This window comes from Cryobacterium sp. MDB2-A-1 (assembly GCF_004402675.1).
Lineage (GTDB): Bacteria > Actinomycetota > Actinomycetes > Actinomycetales > Microbacteriaceae > Cryobacterium > Cryobacterium glucosi.
In genome coordinates, this window is record NZ_SOFK01000010.1 from 119,687 (window position 1) to 136,677 (window position 16,991).

At 66.8% G+C, this 16,991-nt stretch carries 15 protein-coding genes; 7 read left to right on the top strand and 8 right to left on the bottom strand.

The features are described from left to right. Positions 1-7 precede the first annotated feature (7 nt). A complete protein-coding gene (locus E3O39_RS01880) occupies positions 8-712 on the bottom strand; it encodes an SDR family oxidoreductase (RefSeq protein ID WP_134446526.1) in 705 nt (234 codons plus the stop codon). Positions 713-786: 74 nt separating this feature from the next. Continuing rightward, positions 787-3,336: a DNA topoisomerase (ATP-hydrolyzing) subunit A gene (locus E3O39_RS01885; protein ID WP_134446527.1), complete on the bottom strand. Its 2,550-nt coding sequence runs from the start codon at positions 3,334-3,336 to the stop codon at positions 787-789. A gap of 107 nt (positions 3,337-3,443) precedes the next feature. Between E3O39_RS01885 and E3O39_RS01890 the strand changes: the two genes are divergently transcribed. Beyond that, a complete protein-coding gene (locus E3O39_RS01890) occupies positions 3,444-4,607 on the top strand; it encodes an alkaline phosphatase family protein (RefSeq protein WP_134446528.1) in 1,164 nt (387 codons plus the stop codon). A gap of 71 nt (positions 4,608-4,678) precedes the next feature. Here E3O39_RS01890 and E3O39_RS01895 read toward each other — a convergent pair whose 3' ends face one another. Next, positions 4,679-5,287 (bottom strand): DUF3043 domain-containing protein, encoded by a 609-nt coding sequence (locus tag E3O39_RS01895; RefSeq protein ID WP_134446529.1) that lies wholly within the window; start codon positions 5,285-5,287, stop codon positions 4,679-4,681. A 37-nt stretch (positions 5,288-5,324) separates the two neighbouring features. Between E3O39_RS01895 and E3O39_RS01900 the strand changes: the two genes are divergently transcribed. From E3O39_RS01900 to E3O39_RS01920, 5 genes are all read left to right on the top strand, one after another. After that, positions 5,325-6,761 carry a dipeptidase gene (locus E3O39_RS01900; RefSeq protein ID WP_134446530.1) on the top strand — a complete coding sequence of 479 codons (1,437 nt, stop codon included), beginning with the start codon at positions 5,325-5,327 and terminating at the stop codon, positions 6,759-6,761. Positions 6,762-6,873: 112 nt separating this feature from the next. Next, positions 6,874-7,230, top strand: a complete 357-nt coding sequence (gene erpA / locus E3O39_RS01905; protein WP_134446531.1) for an iron-sulfur cluster insertion protein ErpA — start codon at positions 6,874-6,876, stop codon at positions 7,228-7,230. A gap of 163 nt (positions 7,231-7,393) precedes the next feature. Then, a complete protein-coding gene (gene coxB / locus E3O39_RS01910; RefSeq protein ID WP_166787268.1) occupies positions 7,394-8,281 on the top strand; it encodes a cytochrome c oxidase subunit II in 888 nt (295 codons plus the stop codon). Positions 8,282-8,284: 3 nt separating this feature from the next. Beyond that, the gene (gene ctaD, locus E3O39_RS01915; protein ID WP_134446533.1) at positions 8,285-10,027 is read left to right on the top strand and encodes a cytochrome c oxidase subunit I; all 1,743 of its coding nucleotides are present in this window, start codon (positions 8,285-8,287) and stop codon (positions 10,025-10,027) included. After that, a complete protein-coding gene (locus E3O39_RS01920) occupies positions 10,028-10,450 on the top strand; it encodes a cytochrome c oxidase subunit 4 (protein ID WP_134446534.1) in 423 nt (140 codons plus the stop codon). It begins immediately after the preceding gene. A 67-nt stretch (positions 10,451-10,517) separates the two neighbouring features. On the opposite strand, the gene E3O39_RS01925 is transcribed toward E3O39_RS01920, so the two are convergent. The 5 genes from E3O39_RS01925 to E3O39_RS01945 form a co-directional block, all read right to left on the bottom strand. Next, entirely contained in the window at positions 10,518-11,426 is a 909-nt protein-coding gene (locus E3O39_RS01925; RefSeq protein WP_134446535.1) for a methyltransferase, read from the bottom strand. A gap of 52 nt (positions 11,427-11,478) precedes the next feature. Continuing rightward, a complete protein-coding gene (locus tag E3O39_RS01930; RefSeq protein WP_370294571.1) occupies positions 11,479-13,101 on the bottom strand; it encodes a cytochrome bc complex cytochrome b subunit in 1,623 nt (540 codons plus the stop codon). Then, entirely contained in the window at positions 13,098-14,168 is a 1,071-nt protein-coding gene (locus tag E3O39_RS01935) for a ubiquinol-cytochrome c reductase iron-sulfur subunit (protein ID WP_134446536.1), read from the bottom strand. The genes E3O39_RS01930 and E3O39_RS01935 overlap by 4 nt, the downstream gene beginning before the upstream one ends. Before the next feature lie 93 nt (positions 14,169-14,261). Next, a complete protein-coding gene (locus E3O39_RS01940; protein WP_134446537.1) occupies positions 14,262-15,074 on the bottom strand; it encodes a c-type cytochrome in 813 nt (270 codons plus the stop codon). A gap of 23 nt (positions 15,075-15,097) precedes the next feature. After that, on the bottom strand, positions 15,098-15,787 hold the full coding sequence (locus tag E3O39_RS01945) for a heme-copper oxidase subunit III (protein ID WP_134446538.1): 690 nt from the start codon (positions 15,785-15,787) through the stop codon (positions 15,098-15,100). Positions 15,788-15,872: 85 nt separating this feature from the next. Here E3O39_RS01945 and trpD point away from each other — a divergent pair, with 85 nt between their 5' ends. Beyond that, positions 15,873-16,925 carry an anthranilate phosphoribosyltransferase gene (gene trpD / locus E3O39_RS01950; RefSeq protein ID WP_134446539.1) on the top strand — a complete coding sequence of 351 codons (1,053 nt, stop codon included), beginning with the start codon at positions 15,873-15,875 and terminating at the stop codon, positions 16,923-16,925. Positions 16,926-16,991: the final 66 nt, after the last annotated feature.

Genomic DNA, 16,991 nt, shown 5'->3' on the forward strand with positions numbered 1-16,991 from the left:
GCGGAGGTCAGGCGGGCGGGGCGAACGCGGAACTGGGCAGGTCGCGCTCCCCGGCGGCGATGGCGCCGACGATCCGCGCGGCCACGGCCTCCGGCTGCAGACCGGCAGGGAAGTTCGGCGCGACGCCTGAGATCGGGTGGTCGGCGAGGCCGGTTTCGGTGTGTCCGGGGCGGGCGTCGATCATGCGGATGCCGCTGCGGCGAAGCTCCCGCCCCGCGGCCTGTCCGAATGCTGCGAGGGCGGCCTTGGACGCCGAGTACGCCGCAAGGCCCGCGGTCGGGCTCTCGCTCACGACACCGCTGAGGGTCACGAAGAACGGTTCCCTGCCGGCGGCGGCGGATGCCGTGAGGCTGTCCGCTGCGGCGCGGAGCAGGCGGATGGGCGCGAGCGTGTTCACGGCGAAGAGTTCCTCCATGGCCGCGTCTCCGAGCTCACGTGCCGGCCCGAAGGCCACGACACCGGCCGCGTTGACGACCCCGTCGAGTCCTCCGGTGGCCTGGACCGCACGGGCGACCAGGGCGTCGACTGCCGAAACGTCGGTGAGGTCACCCGTGACGAGCGTGCCGGGGATCCCGAGGGCTGCGAGCCTGGCCGTGTCACGCCCGGCCAGGACAAGGGTCGCTCCGGCGGCCGAGAGCTGCCGGGCGATTTCACGGCCGAGGCCGCCGGTCGCGCCGACGACGAGGACGACCGAGCCGGGAAGTGTAGTCATTCGGACACTGTAGCCGTCTGAGCCGGCCGTCTGAGCCGGCCGCATGAGCCGGACGCATGAGCCGGCCGGCCGGTTCAGGCGATCCGGGCGCCGATCGTGCCGACCAGAGCTTCGAGCATCGTCCCAGAGGCATCCCGCCTGGCCCCGGTTTCCGGAAGGGTGCGCGGGGCTCCGTCCGGACCGACCGCGCGGGCGGGCATCGGACCGACCCACGCGACGGCGATGGCGTCTTCCCCCTTGAGGAAGCGGTGGGCGCGGACTCCGGACGTCGCCCGGCCCTTCGCGGGGAATTCGGTGAACTCGGAGACCTTGGCACTGCCGGGGTCCGTTCCGGCGAGGGTGTGGCTGGACGCTGCGACGGTGGCGACGACGGCCGTCTCCGCGTCGTCGGCCGCGAGACTCGTGAAGAACACGGCCCGGGCATCCGCTGCGAGTTTGATCCCGGCCATTCCGCCGGCAAGGCGGCCCTGGGGCCGCACCGATGCGGCCGGGAACCTCAAGAGCTGGGCGTCGGACGTGACGAAGACGAGCTCGTCGTCCTCCGTGCCCTGCTCGGCCCCGATGACGGAGTCCTTCGGCTTGAGCTGGATGATCTCGAAGTCAGGCCGGTTCGCCCAGTCGCCCGCGACGACGCGCTTGACGGTGCCGAAGGCGGTTCCGAGCGCGATGGAGCGGTCGGACTCGAGGGAAACGAGCGCGAGCACGGTCTCGGACCTGTCGGTCAGGCCCAGGTAGTCGGCCACGCGCACGCCGGCGCCGAGCTGGATGGATGTGGGCGGCATCACGGGCAGGTCGACCGGGGTGAACCGGATCAGCCTGCCGCGGCTCGTGACGGCGCCGACCTCTGCACGGCTCGTCGTGTCCAGGGTGGAGAGCACGGCGTCGTGCTTGCTGCGCCGCTGGGTGGGCACGGTCCTGGTCCGGGGCGCGGATGCCGCGTCACCGGTCTCCGTCGCGGCGTCTCCAGCCGGGAGGGCATCGGGATCGAAGGGGTCGTCAGCAGTGGGCTCGATGGCGGCGAGGTCGACCCTGGCGATGCGACCGGTGGCACTCAGGTAGACCCTGGTCGGCGTGTCGGTGAGTTCGAGCACCGGGGCGTTGCGTTTGGCGACGGCGCCGGCGATGCTCGGCTTGGCCTCGGTGAGGAGGGTGCGGCGCGGGGTGCCGAACTTCTCCGCCACGGCGGCGAGCTCGTCGGAGACGAGGGTGCGGATGGCCTGCTTGCTCCCGAGCAGTTCTTCGAGGAGGGCGATCTCGGCGAGGAGCTGGTCGCGTTCGGCCTCGAGTTCGATCTGGGAGAAGCGGGTGAGGCGGCGCAGACGGAGTTCGAGGATGTACTCGGCCTGGATGTGGCTCAGCTCGAAGACGTCGATCAGGCGGGTGCGGGCCTGCTCGGTGTCGTCGCTCGTGCGGATCACCTGGATGACCTCGTCGATGTCGACGATGGCGATGAGGAGGCCCTCGACGAGGTGCAGGCGTTCCGTGCGCCTGGCCAGGCGGTAGGCGCTGCGCCGGGTGACGACCTCGATCCGGTGGCCGACGTAGACGGAGAGGAGCTCGCGCAGGCCGAGGGTCTGCGGTCCGCCGTCCACGAGGGCGACCGCGTTGATGTTGAAGGAATCCTCGAGGGGGGTGTAACGGTAGAGCTGTTCGAGAACGGCGAGGGGGCTGAAGCCGGTCTTGATGCCGATCACGAGCCGCAAGCCGTGGGTGCGGTCGGTGAGGTCTGTGACGTCGGAGATGCCGCTGAGCTTCTTGGAGGTGACGCCGTCCTTGATTTTCTCGATGACCCGCTCCGGGCCGACGAGATAGGGGAGCTCCGTCACGACGAGGCCCGATTTCCGGGCCGTGATGGCCTCGACGGAGACCTTGGCGCGGGTCTTGAAACTGCCGCGGCCCGTGAGGTAGGCATCCTTGATCCCCGAGAGACCGACGATCGTCCCCCCGGTCGGCAGGTCGGGTCCCGGCACGTATTCCATCAGCTCGTCGAGCGTCGCGTCGGGGTGCGCGAGCAGGTGCCGCGCCGCGCCGACGACCTCGATGAGGTTGTGCGGCGCCATGTTCGTCGCCATGCCGACGGCGATGCCCGCGGCCCCGTTGACGAGCAGGTTCGGGTAAGCGGCAGGGAGCACATCCGGCTGGGTCAGCTGGTTGTCGTAGTTCGGGACGAAGTCAACGACGTCCTCGTCGAGGTTTTCCGTCATGGCGAGGGCGGGGGCTGCGAGGCGCGCCTCGGTGTACCGCGGCGCGGCGGGGCCGTCGTCGAGGGACCCGAAGTTGCCGTGGCCGTCGATGAGGGGAACGCGGAGGGTGAAGGCCTGGGCCATCCGCACGAGCGCGTCGTAGATCGCGGTGTCACCGTGCGGGTGCAGCTTCCCCATCACTTCGCCGACGACGCGCGCCGACTTCACGTGGCCCTTGTCCGGACGCAGGCCCATCTCGGCCATCTGGTAGAGGATCCGGCGCTGCACGGGCTTGAGCCCGTCCCTCGCGTCGGGGAGGGCGCGGGAATAGATCACCGAGTACGCGTACTCCAGGAACGATCCCTGCATCTCCGTCGAGACATCGACGTCCTCGATGCGTTCGGTGAATGCTGCGGGCGGGGTAGCGGGTGTGCGACTCATTCGTGAATTCTGCTTGGGGTGCTCCGGTGGCAGGACCAGCGGCACGATCGGGTGGGCGCGCAGGCTGCGCGCCAGTGCAGGGCCGTGTCCATGACAGACTTGACCCAATGCCCCCCATGCTACCGGCCCGCCAATTCAGTGAGCTGCGCCTTGCCGACGTCCTGTCAAGTTGCCACGCTGCGGTCCTCGGCCGGGAGAATGCGCTTGCCCTCGCCGCTGTCGACAAGGCCGTCGTCGTGCTCGTCGACGGCCTCGGCGTCAGCTCGCTGCGGGCACGGGCAGGCCACGCCCGGTACCTCATGTCGAAACTGACCAGGGCCGGGGTCGTCGATACGGTCTTCCCCGCCACGACCGCCGCAGCGATCACGAGCCTGACCACCGGGGTCGAACCCGGTCGGCACGGGCTCGTCGGCTACCGGGCCCTCGACGCCGCCAACGACAGGGTCGTCAACCAGCTGAGTGGCTGGGACGAACGGATGCCGCCGGAAACGTGGCAGCGGACCCGTACCGTCTTCGAGCGCGCCGCCGATGACGGTGTGCCGAGTTTCACCATCGGCCCGAAGCGCTACGCCCACTCCGGATTCACCCTCGCGTCCCTCCGTGGTGCGCACTACGTGCCGGCGGAGAGCATCTCCGATCGGTTCGCGGCGGCCCGTGCCCTGCTGGACACCGAGTCGCGCGCCCTCGTCTACCTGTACGTGCCCGAACTCGACGTCGCCGCACACGCGCACGGCTGGGAGTCCGCGAAATGGCTCGCGGCCCTCGAGGCCCTCGACTCCGCCGCCGGGCGCTTCGCTGCCGGTATGCATCGGGACGAGGGGCTCATCGTCACCGCAGACCACGGCGTCCTCGACGTCCCCGCCACGAAACACGTGCTCTTCGACAGCGTTCCCGAACTCGTCGCGCCGGTGCGGCACATCGGGGGAGACCCGCGCTGCCTCTACCTGTACCTCGACGAGTCCCGCGGCGACGCCGGAACGTCCGCATCAGAGGCGGCGACCACGCTGGCCGAAACCTGGCGCGAGGTCGAGGGCGACCGGGCGTGGATCTTCACGCGTGCGGAGGCGGTCACGGCCGGACTCTTCGGCAGGGTCGATGACGAAGTGCTGCCCAGGATCGGCGACGTGATCGTGGCCGCGCGGAAGGCCGTCGCATACTACGACTCCCGCGAGCCGAACCAGTCCGCCCGGTCGATGATCGGCCAGCACGGGTCGCTCACGGACGAGGAACTGCGCGTCCCCGTGATCCGCGACGGTGCCTTCGGCGCGTAGCCGCGGCTTCCGCCCGGGGGAACACCTCAGGCCCGCCCCCGGGGGGACGGGCCTGAGGGAGAGCCTGATGCTCAGGAGGGGTACTGGCCGCGCTTGACCTGGGGCTTCGGAAGCCGCATTGCTCGCAGCTGGAGCGCGCGCATCGCCGCATACCAGCGCACGCGCTCCGCCTTCGCGTCGCCGAACTTCGCCTTGACCTTCCGGGTGAGGGTGAAGCCGAGCACCGTGCAGTCCACGACGGCGATGAGGAAGAAGGCCCAGAGCGCGAGGATCCCGTAGGTCTGCACGTTGCGGTCGGGGAAGAACGTGAGGAGGATGACGAGGAACATCACCGGGATCATGAACTCGCCGATGTTCACCCGGGCGTCCACGTAGTCGCGCACGAAGCGCTTCTGCGGACCACGTTCGCGGACGGGGAGGAACTTGTCCTCACCCGCGGCCATGCCGATCCTGGCCCTGTCGCGGGTCTCCGCGGACTTGGCGCGTGCCTGGCGTGCGGCGAGCTTGCGGTCGTCGGGCACGAGGGGGCGCCGGTTGGCGGCCTCCTGCTCCTTACGACTCGGCGTCGGCTGGCCCTTCCCTTCCGGGTGGCCGGCGGGGTGGGCGGCCGCGAGGCGCGCCCTCGTCTCGTCGATCGATTCGATCGGCGGTTGTGCGTCTGGGTTCACTGGCTTGGCCACATCAGTTCCTTGCAATTAGTTGGCTTAAGATTACCTGATGACCGTTACCCCAGATACTGCACCCGAAGCCGCACTCGCCGACGCGCCTGTGCGCGCCGCGGTCGAGGCCGCCCTTCCCGCCACGATTGCCGACCTGTGCGCCCTCGTGCGCATCCCGTCCGTGTCCTGGGACGCGTTCGATCCGGCCAGGGTGGCGGAAAGCGCGGAGGCCGTCGCCGCCCTGGTGCGGGGGCTCAACGTCTTCGACGAGGTTGTCGTGACCCGGTCGGGAATTCCCGGCACCACGGAACTGGGCCAGCCTGCCGTGCTCGCCCACCGACCGGCCCGCAACGGCCGACCCACGGTCCTGCTCTATGCCCACCACGATGTGCAGCCCCCCGGCCACGACATCGACTGGGAATCCACCCCGTTCGAGCCGACCGTTCGCGGGGATCGGCTCTACGGAAGAGGCGCAGCGGACGACAAGGCAGGGGTGATGGCGCACGTAGCGTCGATCCGGGCACTCGCCGAGACGGCCGGCCCCGACTTCGACCTCGGAATCGCCGTGTTCATCGAGGGTGAGGAGGAGTTCGGCAGTCGCTCGTTCGCGGCATTCCTCGAGGACAACCGGGAGTCGCTCCGCGCCGACGTCATCGTCGTCGCCGACTCCAACAATTGGGACGTGGACACCCCCGCCCTCACGGTCGCCCTGCGGGGCAACGTCACCTTCCGACTGACCGTGCGCACTCTCGACCACGCCTCCCACTCCGGAATGTACGGGGGAGCGGTGCCCGACGCCATGATGGCGACTGTGCGCCTTCTCGCGAGCCTCTACGCGGAAGACGGCTCCGTGGCCGTCGACGGGCTCACGAGTCGGGACGTCCCCGCACCCGAATACACCGAGGAACAGCTGCGCCTGGAAACCGGCCTCCTCGATGGTGCGACGCCCATCGGCCACGGCCCGCTGCTCAGCAGGCTCTGGTCCCAGCCCGCCATCACGATCACAGGCATCGACGCCCCGAGCGTCGCGAACGCGTCGAACACCCTGTCCCCGGTCGTGAGCGTGCGTCTCAGCACCCGGATCGCACCAGGACAGCCCGCTGCTGAGGCTTACCAGGCCCTCGAGGCGCACCTGCGCGCCCACGTCCCGTACGGGGCGAGCATCACCATCGACGACGTCGACACCGGCGAGGCGTTCCTCGTCGACGACAGCGGCTGGGCCGTGCCGCTCGCGCTCGGTGCGATGACGGATGCCTGGGGCAAGCCCCCGGTCAACGTCGGCATCGGCGGCTCCATTCCGTTCATCTCGGACCTCGTGCGGGCGTTCCCGGAGGCCCAGATCCTCGTCACGGGTGTCGAAGACCCCGATTCCCGGGCGCACAGCCCCAACGAGTCCCTCCACCTGGGCGTGTTCAAACGGGCAGTCCTCGCCGAGGCGTTCCTGCTCGACCGGCTCAACCGCCGCACCGGGACTCTGGAGGCCCCCACCCGATGAACCCATCAGCCCCGGTCAGAGACGAGAGACCGGCAGGCGGGAATTACTGCGGCGGACTCACCGTTGCTGCAGGTAGAATCTGTCAGAATTCGAGCACAGCGCAAGGAGCGTCATGACCGACACCATCACAACCAGCACCGCCGCCCACGGAGTGGGCCTGAGCGAGGCCGCAGCGCTGAAGGTACGAAGCCTGCTCGCCCAGGAGGGCCGTGAGGACCTGCGCCTCCGCGTCGCCGTCCAGCCCGGCGGCTGCTCCGGCCTCATCTACCAGCTCTACTTCGACGAGCGTGTGCTCGACGGTGACGCGCTCGTCGACTTCGACGGTGTCGAGGTCGTCGTCGACAAAATGAGCGTTCCGTACCTGGACGGGGCCTCGATCGACTTCGAGGACACCATCCAGAAGCAGGGCTTCACCATCGACAACCCCAACGCCGGCGGCAGCTGCGCCTGCGGGGACTCGTTCAGCTAGGGAACCACAGACGATGCCGGGCGGGCCGCCCGGCATCTTGGCGTGGATTCGTTACCGGATCAGCGCCTGCGCTGCACCCCGAAGCGCATCCCGCGCAGTAGGCTGTCATTCACACAGAGGCACTTCCGATGAAGTGATGTCGAGACTCCCCGAAAGGTTACTGGTGCGCAAAAACCACCGTCTCCGATGGGCTGCAATTCCGATCGCAGCGTCGTTGGTCATTGTTCTAGCGGGGTGCACCCAAGCCCAGCTCCACGGCTTCCTGCCCGGCTTCGTCGAGGGCGAACCGGCGGTGACGAACCAGACCGACCGCGTCGCCGGACTCTGGACGACATCCTGGATCGTGCTCCTGATCGTCGGCCTGATCACCTGGGGCCTGACAATCTGGGCCGTGATCGTCTACCGGCGCCGCAAGGGCCAGACCGGACTTCCGGTCCAGCTGCGGTACAACATGCCGATCGAGATCTTCTACACGATCGTTCCTCTCATCCTCGTCATCGGTTTCTTCGCATTCACCGCGAGGGACCAGGCCGCCATCGAGGCCCGCTTCGACTCACCGGACGTGAAGATCGAGGTCATCGGCAAGCAGTGGGCCTGGGACTTTAACTACGTCAACGAGAATGTCTACTCCGCCGGCATCCAGGGCCAGCCGAACCTCGACGGGCCCAAGGGCTCGCTCGTCGAAGCCGAGTTGCCGACGCTCGTCCTCCCGGTGGGCAAGAAGGTCGAACTCGCGCTCGAATCCCGCGACGTCATCCACTCCTTCTGGGTCATCGACTTCCTCTACAAGAAGGACATGATCCCGGGGAAGACCAACTACATGTCGGTCATCCCTGAACGGATCGGCACCTATTCCGGCAAGTGCGCCGAGCTGTGCGGTGAGTACCACTCGCTCATGCTCTTCAACGTCAAGGTCGTGTCAGAGGCCGACTACGAGGCGTACACGGCCTCGCTCAAGGCCGCGGGCAACTCCGGGCAACTCGACAACGGGTACAACCGCAACCAGAATCTTCCGGGCACGTCCGCCCCGGCGGTAGAGGAAGGCAAGTAGGCCATGACCACAACCGCACCCGCAGCACCCGCGACGCCGGCCGCCCCGGCCGCTACCCGTCGTCCCACGGGCGTCGAGCGCAAGGGCAACGTCCTCGTCCGCTGGATCACCTCCACCGACCACAAGGTGATCGGGTACATGTACCTCATCACCTCCTTCGTCTACTTCTGCCTCGCCGGCGTGATGGCGCTCGTCATCCGCGCGCAGCTCTTCGAGCCCGGCCTCGAGGTCGTGCAGACCAAGGAGCAGTACAACCAGCTCTTCACGATGCATGGAACGATCATGCTGCTGATGTTCGCGACGCCGTTGTTCTTCGGCTTCGCGAACTCGCTGATGCCCCTGCAGATCGGCGCTCCTGACGTCGCCTTCCCGCGCCTCAACGCCTTCTCGTTCTGGGCATTCTTCTTCGGCAGCCTCATCGCCGTCGGCGGGTTCCTGACGCCGCAGGGAGCAGCATCCTTCGGCTGGTTCGCCTACCAACCGCTCGCGAGCACGACCTTCTCGCCCGGCGTCGGCGGAAACCTGTGGATGGTGGGCCTGGGACTGTCCGGTTTCGGCACCATTCTCGGCGCGGTGAACTTCATCACGACCATCATCACGATGCGCGCCCCCGGCATGACCATGTTCCGGATGCCGATCTTCACCTGGAACACGCTCGTCACCTCGCTGCTGGTCCTGATGGCGTTCCCGGTGCTCGCCGCGGCCCTCCTTGCAGCGGCCTCTGACCGCATCTTCCTCTCGCACATCTACGACCCGGCCAACGGCGGTGCCATCCTCTGGCAGCACCTGTTCTGGTTCTTCGGCCACCCCGAGGTGTACATCATCGCGCTGCCGTTCTTCGGCATCGTCTCCGAGGTGTTCCCGGTCTTCAGCCGCAAGCCGATCTTCGGGTACAAGACGCTCATCTACGCGACCATTTCGATCGCCGCCCTGTCGGTGGCGGTCTGGGCCCACCACATGTACGTGACCGGTTCGGTGCTGCTGCCGTTCTTCTCGCTCATGACGATGCTCATCGCGGTTCCGACCGGTGTGAAGATCTTCAACTGGATCGGCACGATGTGGCGGGGGTCCCTGACCTTCGAGACGCCGATGCTGTGGGCGCTCGGCTTCCTCGTCACCTTCACGTTCGGCGGGCTCACCGGTGTCATCCTCGCCTCGCCGCCGCTCGACTTCCACGTCTCCGACACGTACTTCGTCGTGGCGCACTTCCACTACGTCATCTTCGGAACCGTCGTGTTCGCCATGTTCAGCGGCTTCTACTTCTGGTGGCCGAAGTGGACGGGCAAGATGCTCAACGAGAGCCTCGGCAAGTGGCACTTCTGGTTCCTGTTCATCGGATTCCACACCACCTTCCTCGTGCAGCACTGGCTCGGAGTGGTCGGCATGCCGCGCCGCTACGCCTCGTACTCTCCGGAGGACGGCTTCACCTGGATGAACCAGCTGTCCACCATCGGGTCGATGATCCTCGCCGTCTCGATGATCCCGTTCTTCCTGAACGTGTACATCACTGCCCGCAAGGCGCCGAAGGTCACGGTCAACGACCCGTGGGGCTTCGGAGCCTCCCTCGAGTGGGCCACGTCGTGCCCGCCGCCGCGGCACAACTTCACGTCGATTCCGCGCATCCGCTCAGAGCGGCCGGCCTTCGACCTCAACCACCCCGAGGTCGCCATGCCGGTCGGGATCGGGCCGGGCAAGGACGCGCCCGATGCCCCCGTCTACGACGCCGCAACGAACGAGGTCAAATAAATGAGGGCAAACACCAACCTGCTCTGGCTGCTCGCGGGCTTCTTCGCCCTCGTCACGGTCGCGTACATCGTTTGGGGTCTCGTCGACCCGCACCAGCACAGCATCGAATGGGCGGGGACCTTCGCCCTGGCACTGAGCTCCGTGTTCGTGAGCTTCGTCGCCTTCTACCTGTCCCGGGTGCACGGCGCTCAGGGAGGAGAGCTTCCAGAGGACCGCCTCGACGCCAACGTCGACGACGGCGATCCCGAAGTCGGCTTCTTCAGCCCGTGGAGCTGGTGGCCCATCCTCCTCGCCGCGAGTGCTGCGTTGCTTTTCCTCGGCCTCGCGATCGGGTTCTGGATCTCGATCATCGCGGTCGGCATCGGCGTGATCTGCCTCATCGGCTGGGTCTACGAGTACTACCGCGGTAACTTCGCGCGCTAGCCGGTCCGCGAAAGCGGGTGAGCAGTCGGTCTCGATTCCTGAGAACGACGGCTCACCCGCTTTCGCGTTAATGGGGGAGAGCGTGCAGGGCGCGGCGCCGGAAGCCGAGCACGTCGAAGGAGAACGTCACGGGACTGCGGGAAGGCCAGCGGCCTGCGATGGCCTCCGTCCCGGTGTGATGTGCCGACGGGCCCATGCCGATCAGGACGGCAACGGCGTCCGCGCCGAGGTCGTGACGACTGGTGACCCTGATCCGGGTCTCCAGGGCGAACCAGGGCTGCAGGGAGTCCCTGAGGTCCTCGGCTTTGTTCGGCGGGATATCGAGGGCCAGTCCGGCATCCCTGAGCTCGCGGAGATGGTCATCGTGGGGAACGACGACGGCGAGGAGACCCCTGTCGCGCAGCACGCGATGGAATTCGGCCGGGTTCCGCGGTGCGAAGACGTTCAGGAGGGCATCGGCGACTCCGGTCCGCACCGGAAGGTCGGCCCAGACGTCGGCGACGAGCCCGTCCACCTGCGGCGGTTCAGGGAGTTTGCCGCCTGAGGCTGCAGCATGTTCGTGCCCAGGCGCGGCGACGGTGCGGGCAGCGGCCACAGTTCGGGCCACGGCGACGGGGGAGAGGTCCATTCCGAGGTATCCGGCGGTCGGACAGGCTTCGGTCACTCCGCGGAGGTAGTACCCGGTGCCACAGCCGATGTCGAGCACCCGAGCGGGCTGTTCCGCTGCGACGAGCGTCGTGACGGCCGTGCGCAGGTCTTCGTACCAGCCGGCTTCGAGGAAGGCCTCACGTGCGTCGAGCATCGCGGCGCTGTCACCGACCACGTGGCTGCGCCCGCCCAGGAGCGACAGATAGCCGCGCCGGTTGGCGTCGAAGGAATGCCCGGAAGCACACCGCAGCACGAGGCCGCCATTCGCCGCGAGGGGCGACAAACAGTTCGGGCACCGAAGCCACTCCGACAGGGTCTGGAGGGACATCGATGCCCGATCTGTTCATGTTGTGTTGTGGTGATTGTGGAACTACCGCTGGTTAGTGGTGGTCTCCGTGGCTCTGCTCGAGCTCCGTCGTGGTGACCGGAACAATCCGGTCCTCGAAGAACCAGCGAGAGAGTCCGCCGCGCAGGCGCTGGCCGGTCGTGATCTTGCCCTGGTCGTTCGGGCGGATCATCAGCGGCTTGTAGTCCGAGTAGCTCACGAGCTTCCAGCGCTCGTACTCGTCGACGGGCTGGTGCACCTCGATGTACTCGCCACCGGGCAGGCGGACGATCCGGCCGGATTCGTAACCGTGCAGGACGATCTCGCGATCCTTCTTCTGCAGCGCGAGGCAGACTCGCTTGGCGACGAAGAACGCGATGAACGGTCCGACGATCGTGGCGAACTGACAGGCGTGGATGACGCCCTCCATCGTCACGTGGAAGTGCGTGGCGATGATGTCCGAGGATGCGGTCGACCAGAGCGCGGCGTAGAACGTCACGCCGGCCGCGCCGATCGCCGTGCGGGTCGGGGCGTTGCGCGGGCGATCGAGGATGTGGTGCTCGCGCTTGTCCCCGGTGACCCAGGCCTCGATGAAGGGGTAGATCAACACGACCAGGATGAAGAGTCCGAGGCTGATCAGAGGGATCAGGATGTTGAACGACCAGGTGCGATCGAGCCAGACGAACTCGAGTCCCGGCGGAATCAGGCGCAGGGCCCCGTCGGCAAAGCCGATGTACCAGTCCGGCTGGGTACCCGCCGAGACGGGGGAGGGGTCATAGGGTCCGTAGTTCCAGATCGGGTTGATCGTGAACAGTGAGGCGATCAGCATCACGACACCGAAGACGATGAAGAAGAACCCGCCGGCCTTGGCGGCATAGACCGGGAGGACCGGGTAGCCGACGACGTTCTGGTTCGTGCGTCCGGCACCGGGGTACTGGGTGTGCTTGTGCACGACGACGAAGAGCAGGTGCATCGCGATGAGGGCGATGATGATCGCGGGCAGCAGCAGGATGTGGAGCGAGTAGAGCCGACCCACGATCGCCTCGCCCGGGAACTCGCCGCCGAAGAGCAGGAAGGAGATCCAGGTTCCGATCAGCGGGATGCCCTTGACCATTCCGTCGATGATCCGCAGGCCGTTGCCGGAGAGCAGATCGTCGGGGAGGGAATATCCGGTGAAGCCCTCTGCCATCGCGAGGATGAACAGGATGAAGCCGATGACCCAGTTGAGTTCGCGGGGCTTGCGGAACGCACCCGTGAAGTAGATCCGGAGCATGTGCAGGCCGATGGACGCCACGAACAGCAGCGCAGCCCAGTGGTGCACCTGGCGCATCAGGAGGCCGCCGCGGATGTCGAAGGAGATATTGAGCGACGAGGACATCGCCGCCGACATTTCGACGCCCTTGAGCGGAACGTACGAGCCTTCGTAGTGGACGGGTGCCATCGAGGCGCTGAAGAAGAACGTCAGGAACGTCCCGGACAGCAGGATGATGACGAAGCTGTAGAGGGCAACCTCACCGAGGAGGAAGGACCAGTGGTCTGGAAAGATCTTCCTGCCGAGTTCCTTCACCGCGGTGGAGATGCTCGTGCGCTCGTCGATGTAGTTCGCCGCCGCGCCCGTGAAGCCGCCGTTGGTTTTCGTCGTCTCGACCACGCCTGTGGTCGTTTTCGTGATACTCAATGCCGCTCCCAGAAACTCGGTCCGACGGGTTCAGTGAAATCGCTCTGCGCAATGAGGTAGCCCTCAGAGTCTACGGCGATGGGCAGCTGGGGGAGCGGCCGCTTGGCCGGCCCGAAGATGACCTCGCAGTGGTTCGACACGTCGAACTGTGACTGGTGGCACGGGCAGAGCAGGTGGTGGGTCTGCTGTTCGTAAAGGGCGACGGGGCAGCCGACATGGGTGCAGATCTTGGAATACGCGACGATGCCGTCGTACGACCAGCCTGCACGCTCGGGGAGTTCGTTGAGGTCCTCGGGCTTGAGGCGCATCAGCAGCACGGCCGCCTTGGCCTTCTCTTCCAGACGACCGCTCGGCAGGTCCTGCAGACCCTCCGGAATGACGTGGAAGGCGGAGCCGAGGGTGACGTCCGAGGCCTTGATCGGTGTGCCGGTCGGGTCGATCGCCAGCCGGGTCCCCTTCGTCCACATCGTGTGGGTGAGCAGCTCGGAAGGGTTCTCGTTCATCGGGCCGAGGCCGCGGAAGAGCACGACCGCGGGAAGGGGGAAGGCGATGAGCGCGCCGATCAGGCTGTTCCGGATGAGGCTGCGTCGTCCGATCCCGGATTCCTCGTTGGCTTCGGCGAAGATTTCGACCGCCCTGGCCCTCGTCTCGTCTGAGCCGCGGACGGGGTGCCGGACATCGATGCCTTCGTGGTCGCTCATCAGCGCCTTGCCCCAGTGGACGGCGCCGATGCCGATCGCCAGGAGCGCGAGGGCCAGACCGAGGCCGATGAAGAGATTGTTCAGCCGCACGGAACCCGGGTCGGTTTCCACGATCGGGAACGCCATGTACGCGGCGATAGCAAAAACGCTGCCGACGATCGAGAGGTAGAAGAGCGTGTACACCGTGCGCTCGGCACGGCGCTCGGCGCTCGGGTTCAGGTCGGTGACGCGGGGGCGGTGCGGCGGGAATCCGGGGTTGTCCACGGCGTCGCGCACGACAACGGCCGTGCCGGCGTTCGCGGGGTCGTGCCCGGCGCCGGAGTCAGCAGCGGTGAGGTCCTTCCCGCTGTTATCGTCCGTGGCCATTGTGCTCCTTTGTCTGCTGTGTGTCGTGCAGTTGTGTGCTGAGCAGGTGTGTCTGCTGCATGATTCTGATTCCGCGCCCTGTTCGGATGCGGGTCAGTTCGATTTTGCGGTGATCCACACCGTCAACCCGACGATCGCGCCGAGTCCGAAGATCCAGAGGAACAGTCCTTCGGAAACCGGACCGAGCGAGCCGAGGGCGTATCCGCCCGGGGACGGGTTGTTCTCGAGGTACTTGAGGTACGTGATGATGTCGCGTTTGCTCTCCGGTGAGATGTTCATGTCGTTGAAGACCGGCATGCTCTGCGGTCCCGTGATCATGGCCTCATAGATGTGCTGGGCGGAGACGCCGTCGAGTGCGGGTGCGAACTTGCCCTCCGTGAGGGCGCCTCCGGCGCCTGCGACGTTGTGGCACATCGCGCAGTTGATGCGGAAGAGCTCGGCGCCCTTGGCGGAATCGCCCTGCGCGTCGAGGTACCGCGCATCCGGGATGGCCGGCCCGGGGGCGAGGGAGGCGACGTATGCGGCGAGGGCTGCGATCTGTTCGTCCGTGAACACGACGGCCTTCTTCTCAGCCTGAGGCCCGTCCATCTGCATGGGCATCCGGCCGGTGCCGACCTGGAAATCGACGGATGCCGCACCGACACCGATGAGGCTCGGGCCGGATCCGGTTCCCGCGGCGCCGAGGCCGTGGCAGGTGGCGCAGTTGCTCGCGAAAAGCTTCTGGCCCTCTCCGATGGTCTGCTGAGACGAAGCATCCGTCTGGGCACTCGCGGTGCTCGTGCTGAACAGCGCATAGGCGCCGCCCGTGAAGAGGAGGCCGATGGCGATCAGGGCGACACTGGCAAGTGGGCTGCGGCGGCCGGACTTGCGCACGCGGGCCGGCTTGGGGGTGTTGGTCTTGGTCATTCTGAGGTGTCCGCTCCGGATCTCTATTTGAGGACGTAAATGACGAGGAAGAGGCCGATCCAGACGACATCGACGAAGTGCCAGTAGTACGAGACGACGATGGCGCTCGTCGCCTCCTTGTGACCGAAGTTCTTGACCGCGAACCCGCGGCCGATGACGAGGAGGAAGGCGATCAGGCCGGCCGTGACGTGGATGCCGTGGAAGCCGGTGGTGAGGTAGAACGCCGATCCGTATGCGTTGCTCTGCAGCGAAACGCCCTCGGAGACCAGGGTGGCGTACTCCCAGATCTGCCCGGAAACGAAGACGGCGCCGAGGGCGTACGTCAGGAAGAACCACTCGACCATGCCCCACTGGCTGGGCTTCCAGCCCGTTGAGCGGGCCTGGAGACGCTCCGCGGCGAACACGCCGAACTGGCAGGTGATCGACGAGGAGACGAGGATCAGGGTGTTCACGAGTGCGTAGGGAAAATTGTGCTTCTCGGCTTCGAATTGCCAGAGTTCCGGCGATGTCGACCGGAGCGTGAAGTAGATGGCGAACAGGCCCGCGAAGAACATGACTTCGCTGCCCAGCCACACAATGGTGCCGACAGCAACGCTGTTGGGCCGATTAACCACGGGCGCTGTGGCTGAATAAGTTATCGAAGGGCTCGTCACTCGTCCATTATGGCCGATTTCGCAGCCGGGGTGCGCACCATGCGGACGCGGGTGCGTCATTTACCCAAAAGGTGACCAGATTGGAACGAAAGCGCCGCTGGAGCAGATTCGGAACGCGGGAGCCGATGCGCTTAAGATCGGTTTCATGCTCGAAATCCAGTCCTGGCCCAATGTCCTCAGCGCCCTGCTCAGTGGAGAGGACCTGAGTGTCTCCGATGCGGCGTGGAGCATGGAGCAGGTGATGCAGGGGCACGCGACCCAGGCCCAGATCGCCGGGTTCCTCGTCGCCTTGCGCGCCAAGGGGGAGACCGTCGACGAGATCGTCGGTTTTCGTGACGCCATCCTCGAGCATGCCGTCGCCCTCCCGGTCAACCCGATGGCGCTCGATATCGTCGGCACCGGCGGTGACCGTTTCGGCACCGTCAACATTTCGACGATGGCTTCGATCGTCTGTGCCGGCGCGGGCGTTCCGGTGATCAAGCACGGGAACAGGGCCGCGAGTTCGGCATCGGGCGCCTCGGACGTGCTCTCGGCGCTGGGCATCGACCTGACCCTCTCCGCCGAGAAGGTCGCCGAGATCCTCGAGGCGACCGGGATCACCTTCGCCTATGCGGCGGCATTCCACCCAGGATTCCGTCACGCCGGACCGGTCAGGGCCGAGCTGGGCATCCCGACGGTGTTCAACTACCTCGGCCCGCTCTGCAACCCGGCGCGTCCGGAAGCCTCCGCTGTCGGTGTCGCCGGACTCGACCGGGTACCGCTCATCGTCGGTGTCTTCCAGACCCGCGGAGCTGCCGCGCTCGTCTTCCGCGGGGACGACGGTCTCGATGAACTCACGACGACCGGTCACAGTCACGTCTGGGAGGTCTCCCGGGGACTCGTGACCGAGCATGACATCGACCCGCGCGAGCTCGGCATCCGCCGCGCCTCGATGAGCGAACTCCTCGGCGGCGATCCGGCGCACAACGCGGAGGTCGTGCACCAGACGCTCGCCGGACAGGCGGGCGCCGTGCGCGACATCGTGCTCCTCAACGCAGCGGCCGGTCTTGTCGCCTTCGATCTTGCGAAGAATCCGGTGTCCGCGCAGTCGAGCATCCTCGACCGATTCCGCGACAAGCTGGCCGTGGCAGCGGAATCCATCGATTCAGGGGCCGCTACGGCCAAGCTCGCCGAATGGGTCGCGGCCAGCCGCGCCTAGCCAGCCTGCACGCACCGATTCGACGGAGATTCTGGTGGGAAAGCGCCTGAGACGCGCTCCCGCGTG

Excerpts from the sequence above, each read along its gene's own strand:
- E3O39_RS01880 (WP_134446526.1), bottom strand. The coding sequence starts at position 712 with ATGACTACACTTCCCGGCTCGGTCGTCCTCGTCGTCGGCGCGACCGGC.
- E3O39_RS01885 (WP_134446527.1), bottom strand. The coding sequence starts at position 3,336 with ATGAGTCGCACACCCGCTACCCCGCCCGCAGCATTCACCGAACGCATC.
- E3O39_RS01890 (WP_134446528.1), top strand. The coding sequence starts at position 3,444 with ATGCCCCCCATGCTACCGGCCCGCCAATTCAGTGAGCTGCGCCTTGCC.
- E3O39_RS01900 (WP_134446530.1), top strand. The coding sequence starts at position 5,325 with ATGACCGTTACCCCAGATACTGCACCCGAAGCCGCACTCGCCGACGCG.
- erpA (WP_134446531.1), top strand. The coding sequence starts at position 6,874 with ATGACCGACACCATCACAACCAGCACCGCCGCCCACGGAGTGGGCCTG.
- ctaD (WP_134446533.1), top strand. The coding sequence starts at position 8,285 with ATGACCACAACCGCACCCGCAGCACCCGCGACGCCGGCCGCCCCGGCC.
- E3O39_RS01920 (WP_134446534.1), top strand. The coding sequence starts at position 10,028 with ATGAGGGCAAACACCAACCTGCTCTGGCTGCTCGCGGGCTTCTTCGCC.
- E3O39_RS01925 (WP_134446535.1), bottom strand. The coding sequence starts at position 11,426 with ATGTCCCTCCAGACCCTGTCGGAGTGGCTTCGGTGCCCGAACTGTTTG.
- E3O39_RS01935 (WP_134446536.1), bottom strand. The coding sequence starts at position 14,168 with ATGGCCACGGACGATAACAGCGGGAAGGACCTCACCGCTGCTGACTCC.
- E3O39_RS01940 (WP_134446537.1), bottom strand. The coding sequence starts at position 15,074 with ATGACCAAGACCAACACCCCCAAGCCGGCCCGCGTGCGCAAGTCCGGC.
- E3O39_RS01945 (WP_134446538.1), bottom strand. The coding sequence starts at position 15,787 with ATGACGCACCCGCGTCCGCATGGTGCGCACCCCGGCTGCGAAATCGGC.
- trpD (WP_134446539.1), top strand. The coding sequence starts at position 15,873 with ATGCTCGAAATCCAGTCCTGGCCCAATGTCCTCAGCGCCCTGCTCAGT.